The sequence below is a fragment of the Gelidibacter sp. genome, assembly GCF_035577925.1.
In the GTDB taxonomy this organism is placed as follows: Bacteria; Bacteroidota; Bacteroidia; order Flavobacteriales; family Flavobacteriaceae; genus Gelidibacter.
The window spans coordinates 1-6336 of sequence record NZ_DATJCY010000257.1 but is presented as its reverse complement, the minus strand read 5'-3'; the positions used below and the strand labels follow the sequence as shown (position 1 = coordinate 6336).

4 protein-coding genes are annotated in these 6336 nt (G+C 38.7%); all 4 read left to right on the top strand.

The annotated features are described in order from the left end of the window. A partial coding sequence (locus tag VNJ50_RS10320) for an aldehyde dehydrogenase (NADP(+)) (protein ID WP_325581565.1) occupies positions 1-1441 on the top strand: 1441 nt, incomplete at its 5' end. A gap of 28 nt (positions 1442-1469) precedes the next feature. After that, positions 1470-2477 carry a 4-hydroxyproline epimerase gene (locus tag VNJ50_RS10315; RefSeq protein ID WP_325581563.1) on the top strand — a complete coding sequence of 336 codons (1008 nt, stop codon included), beginning with the start codon at positions 1470-1472 and terminating at the stop codon, positions 2475-2477. Positions 2478-2489: 12 nt separating this feature from the next. Next, positions 2490-4742, top strand: coding sequence for a S9 family peptidase (locus VNJ50_RS10310; protein ID WP_325581561.1), 2253 nt, complete (start codon positions 2490-2492; stop codon positions 4740-4742). Next, entirely contained in the window at positions 4743-5990 is a 1248-nt protein-coding gene (locus VNJ50_RS10305; protein ID WP_325581559.1) for an NAD(P)/FAD-dependent oxidoreductase, read from the top strand. It abuts the gene before it with no gap. The last annotated feature ends 346 nt before the right edge of the window (positions 5991-6336 follow it).

Here is a 6336-nt window from a genome sequence, read left to right as displayed (position 1 = left end):
TCAAAATCCAACCGCATTTTATGAAGCTACTGCCGATGAGGTTGATGAAGCTGTTGCATTGGCATGGAATGCTTTTAAAATCTACAGAAAGGTTTCAGGAGCAAAAAGAGCAGCATTTTTAAATGCTATTGCCGATGAGATTTTAGCATTGGATCAAGAATTGTTGGATTGTTATATGACCGAATCTGGTTTGCCAGAAGGAAGGGCTATAGGCGAACGTGGTCGAACCGTATTCCAATTGCGTTCTTTTGCAAATTTGATAGAAAATGAAGATTGGCGAGAAAACTCTATTGACGAGGCGATGCCAGAACGGTTGCCCTTACCCAAAGATGATATGCGACGCACCTTAATACCGCTCGGTCCGGTAGTGGTTTTTGCAGCCAGCAACTTTCCTTTTGCATTTTCCACAGGAGGTGGCGATACCGCTAGTGCGTTAGCTGCCGGTTGTCCGGTAATTGTTAAGGCGCATGCCATGCACTCAGGAACTTCTGAATTAGTAGCTTCGGCAATTATTAAAGCGGCTGAAAGAACAGGAATGCCCAATGGCGTTTTTTCAAATATTATGGGCCGTGGCCGAACAGTAGGCGTTGCATTGGTGAAACACGATAAAGTCAAAGCTGTTGGTTTTACGGGAAGTATTACCGGTGGCCGAGCGCTTTTTGATATTGCGGCCCAACGTAAAGAACCGATTCCTGTTTTTGCTGAAATGGGAAGTATTAACCCCGTAGTCATTACTCCTAAAGCTATCGAAAATAGATCGGAAGCTGTGGCTGCTGCTTTTGCGGGTTCTATAACTTCGGGGGCAGGACAATTTTGTACAAAACCAGGATTGTTGTTGACGATTGATAGTGATAAGACGCAGCAGTTTATTAAAGTTTTGGCAGAAAAAGCAACCGCTATTGAAGCACAATATATGTTGCATCCAGATATAAAAAGAGAATTTGTCGAAAATGTAGCTATAATTTCTTCTCAGAAAGGGGCAGAAGTTGTTGGGAAAATTGAGGAAACCATTGCAGCGAATGCGGCACCTACGCAAATAGCAAGTGTTTCGGGTCAAGAGTTTTTGAAAAATCCTAAGTTGCATTTGGAGGCTTTTGGTCCCTTCGCCTTAGTAGTTAAAGCTAAGGACGAAGAAGAAATGGTCGAAATTATCAATGGTTTGGATGGTCAATTAACGGGAACAATTATCGCCGAAAAAGAAGATTATTCGCATCTTCATGATATTATTGATGCGCTTGAAAATAGGGTAGGACGGCTTATTTTTAATGGCGTTCCTACTGGTGTTGAGGTATGTCCGTCCATGCAGCATGGTGGTCCTTATCCAGCATCAACCGATTCTAGATTTACGGCTGTCGGCAACAATTCGATAAAAAGATGGGTTCGTCCGGTATGTTATCAATCTTTTCCGGATGAATTATTGCCCTCTGCTTTAAAACGATAAAATTCACCCTAACTAACTTTATGGAATAATGATTAAAGAAACATTTGTATGTATTGACGCGCACACCTGTGGCAATCCAGTAAGAGTTATTAAAGAAGGTGGCCCGCATTTGGTTGGAAAAACCATGAGCGAAAAACGCCAACACTTCTTAAAAGAATACGATTGGATCCGTAAAGGATTGATGTTTGAACCGCGTGGCCATGATATGATGAGTGGCAGTATCCTTTATCCGCCACATGATCCAGAAAATGATTTTGCCATATTGTTTATTGAAACCTCAGGTTGTTTGCCGATGTGCGGACATGGTACCATTGGCACGATAACCATTGCTATTGAAGAGGGATTGATCACACCAAAAGTTCCAGGAAAAATCAGAATGGAAGCTCCCGCTGGACTCGTTGAAATAGAATATGGACAGACGGGCGATAAAGTTGATTGGGTACGGTTGACCAATGTTAAAAGTTATTTAGCTGCCGAAGGATTGACCATTGATTGCCCTGAATTGGGCGAACTTCAGTTTGATGTTGCCTATGGCGGGAACTATTATGCCATTATTGATCCTCAACAAAACTTTTCGGGAGTACAAGATTTTACGGCTGGTAAGTTGATCCAATATTCACAGATATTAAGAGATAAAATCAATCAGAAATATCCAAATATGTTTGTGCATCCTGAAAATGATACTATTCGAAATGTATCCCATATGCTTTGGACCGGGAAAGCGACTAATCCTACATCAACCTCTAAAAACGCTGTTTTTTACGGTGATAAAGCCATAGATAGAAGTCCTTGTGGCACAGGAACATCAGCAGTTATGGCACAACGCTACGCCAAAGGTACGTTGAAAAAAGGAGACGAATTTGTTCATGAAAGTTTCATTGGAAGCCAATTTATAGGACGTGTAGTTGAAGAAACCACATTGGACGGTAAACTTGCCATCGTGCCAAGCATACAAGGTTGGGCAAAAGTATATGGACAAAACACCATTACCATTGACGAAAATGATCCGTACGCATTCGGATTTCAAGTCATTTAAAAAATAAATCAAATGAAGTATTTTTATTATGTTTTTTTTCTGCTGAGCATATCAGCTTCAGTACAGTCGCAAAATTTAACCTTGGAAGATTATGGACGCGCTGTAAGTTATATGAACAACAACCTGAACAATAAGTCGGTTTTCAATACTTATACCTCGGCCAATTGGTTTAAGAATGGTTCGGGATTATGGTTTGTAGATTATACCAAAGATGGAAAAACTTATAAAACTGTCGATTTTAAAAACCCTACGGTAAAACCGTTGTTTGATCATCAAAAGTTGGCAAAGGCTTTTCAGGAAACTTTTGGACAAAACATCAATCCAACCCATTTTTCACTTCGAAATATAGATTATGATGACGCAAAACATCTGTCTTTTAGTACGTTGGATAAATCTTATGTCTTAAATTTGGACAACTATAATCTTCAACTTAAAGAAGAACCGAAAACAAAAAGAGATCCTTTTGAAAGTACGTCACCTGATGGCCAATGGATTGCTTATACGAAAGATTATAATTTATATATTAAATCTACTCAAACCAACGAGGTCCATCAATTAAGTTTTGATGGTAAAAGGGATTATGAATATGGAACCTATTACGGATGGTCGGATATTATTGAAGGCGAAAACGGAGAACGCCCAAAACGCTTTTCGGTGGAGTGGTCTCCAGATTCTAAATGGTTATTTACAAAACGCATTGATTTAAGCAAAGGCGAAAAAATGTATTTGCTCGATTGGAGTATCGATTCGTTATACAAACCAAAATTACTTTCGTATTATAGAGGATCTCCCGGCGATACAAACTTGGTATCCGAACGACCTGTTTTTTATAATATCGATACGAAGAAAGAAGTAAAAACCGATTTTCCGGAATTCACGCATTTAAATCGATTTGCCATCAATTGGTCCAGTAAATCGGGTGTTTTGTTTGCCGAATATATTGAACGTGGTTATAAAAATTCCTATGTCAACCTGGTCGATTTAAACAACTCGTCTAATCGTAACTTAATTACTGAAACGAGCGAAACGAATATCGATAATTTTTCATATCAAAAATTAGAACAAAAAGATGTTTTGATTTTTCTTTCAGAAAGAAGTGGTTGGCGACAATTATATAGTTTCGATTTAAAAACCAATACTTTATCCGCACTTACAAAAGGCGATTTTTATGTCAATGATGTGAGTTATATTGATGAATCTACGGGCGATATTTACTTTTTGGCATCAGGAAAAGAACCTGGAGATAATCCGTATCATCAGCGTTTATATAAAGTATCTTTAAAAGGAAAAATGACTTTGCTGACACCGGAAAATGCACATCATATCGTGTCATTTTCAAAAGATGGTAAGTATTTTGTCGATAATTATTCTACGGTAAACATTCCAACAAAAACCGTTTTAAGAAATTCAAAAACAGGAAAGATCATTACTCAATTAACGGAAGCGGATGTTTCTGAAGTGGTTGCAAAAGGCTGGACATCACCAGAAGTGTTTCAATTGCTTGCTAAAGATGGCAAAACTACGATTTACGGCGCCATTTGGAAACCTACAAATTTTGACAGTTCAAAATCATATCCAATTATTGATGCTACTTATACCGGGCCGCATACACAACGTTTTCCAAAATCATTTGATGTTGCGTTTTCCAATCAGTCGTTATCCGAATTGGGTTTTATCGTCATGCAAGTGGACGGTTTAGGAACTTCGGGGCGTTCTAAAGCATTTCATAACCATTCTTATAAAAACATGGAAAACAACTTGGAAGACCATGTTTTGGCCATTAAACATTTAGGAAAACAATACCGTTGGATTGATACCGATAGGGTTGGAATATTTGGACATTCTGCCGGTGGTTATGACACTGGAAGAGCGATGTTGGGTTTTCCGGATTTTTATAAAGTTGGCGTAGCAAGTGCTGGTGACCACGATTTTAGAATGGAAAAAGTGTGGTGGCCAGAAATGTACCAAGGATGGCCGGTAGATGAAACTTATGAGAAGGTTTCCAACATTACCAACGCTAAAAATTTGAAAGGAAAATTGTTGTTGGTTCATGGAGGGATTGATGAAAACGTAAATCCGTCGGCAACTTTTAAATTGGCGGAAGCTTTGGTCAATGAAGATAAAGAATTTGATTTATTGATTTTACCAAGTCAGCGTCATGGTTTTACAGGTAAGGCCAACCAATATTTTACTAAAAAAAGATGGAATTATTTTGTAGAGCATCTTTTAGGCGTACAGCCAATTTGGGATTTTAAACTCGATTAAATGAAAAAGGAAATCATTATTATTGGTGGCGGAATAATCGGTTTGTGTTCTGCTTATTATCTTCACAAGGAAGGCCATAAAGTCTCTATTATAGATCAATCCAATTTAGAGGGCGGCGCGTCGTATGTCAATGCAGGCTATGTTTGCCCAAGCCATATTATTCCATTGGCTGCCCCTGGAGCTATGAAGCAAGGTGTAAAATGGATGTTTGATAAATCGAGTCCATTGTATATAAAGCCACGACTTGACGCAGATTTTATCAAATGGAGTTTGGCGTTCAATAAATCATGTACTACAAAACATGTCAATAAATCCATTCCGATAATACGGGATATTAGCTTGTTGAGCCAAGAACTGTATGGAGATATAAGACGCGATGAGGGTTTCCAATTTCAGTTGGAGCATAAAGGATTATTGATGTTGTGCCAAACTGAAAAGTTGCTCGAAGAAGAAATTAAAGGAGCCAATTTAGCTAGAGAATATGGCTTGGATGCTTCGGAAATTAGTTTAGATGAATTAAAAAAACTTGAACCCCATGTGGCCATAAATGTCAAAGGCGGTGCCTATTATAAATGTGATAGCCACATGACACCTCAAGAATTTATGAGTGCGATGAAAACGTATCTTAAAGAATCGGGTGTTGCGTTTTTTGCCAATGAAAAAGTAAATGATATTACACTTAAAAATGGTGCTATTTCAGCGATTCAAACCGATACAAAAACCTATCAAGCGGACGAATTTGTTTTAGCAGCAGGGTCTTGGAGCGGCTTGTTGAGTAAAAAGTTGAATTTACAATTGTTATTACAAGCAGGAAAAGGCTATTGTATTAATGTCAAAGAAGAAACGGGAATATCCATTCCGGCTATTTTATGTGAAGCGCGTGTAGCGATTACGCCAATGCATGATTTTACGCGTTTTGCGGGAACCATGGAAATTGCAGGAATCAATCATAATATAGATACATTTAGAGTGAATACCATTGCCAAAGCGGTGAGCAATTATTATCCCGAAATCTCATTAAGTGAACAAGATAAAAATAATGCGCAAGCAGGATTACGTCCTGTATCACCTGATGGTATGCCTTATATCGGAAAATCTAAAAAGTGTAAAAACCTGACCATTGCCACAGGCCACGCCATGATGGGCTGGTCATTGGGTGCTGCTACTGGAAAACTGGTTTCGGAAGTGATTTCAAACCAAAAAAAGACATTGAATCTCGATGCGTTTGATCCAGATAGAACATTTTAGGGTAAATAATTAATTTTGATCGGTGTTTTATTCTCGCGGAGGCGCAAGGGCGCAGAGTTGATTGAATAAGTTTTGAAAGGGAAATAAGTTTTAATCAGAGAAACTCAGTGTCATCAGTGTTTTATTCTCGCGGAGGCGCAAGGGCGCAGAGTTGATTGAATAAGTTTTGAAAGGAATATAAGTTTTAATCAGAGAAACTCAGTGTCATCAGTGTTTTATTCTCGCAGAGACGCAAGGGCGCAGAGTTGATTGAATAAGTTTTGAAAGGGAAATAAGTTTTAATCAGAGAAACTCAGTGTCATCAGTGTTTTATTCTCGCGGAGGCGCAAGGGCGCAGAGTTGATTG

Bases quoted from the DNA above. Each gene is read 5' to 3' on its own strand.
- VNJ50_RS10310 (WP_325581561.1), top strand. From the start codon at position 2,490: ATGAAGTATTTTTATTATGTTTTTTTTCTGCTGAGCATATCAGCTTCA.
- VNJ50_RS10305 (WP_325581559.1), top strand. From the start codon at position 4,743: ATGAAAAAGGAAATCATTATTATTGGTGGCGGAATAATCGGTTTGTGT.
- VNJ50_RS10315 (WP_325581563.1), top strand. From the start codon at position 1,470: ATGATTAAAGAAACATTTGTATGTATTGACGCGCACACCTGTGGCAAT.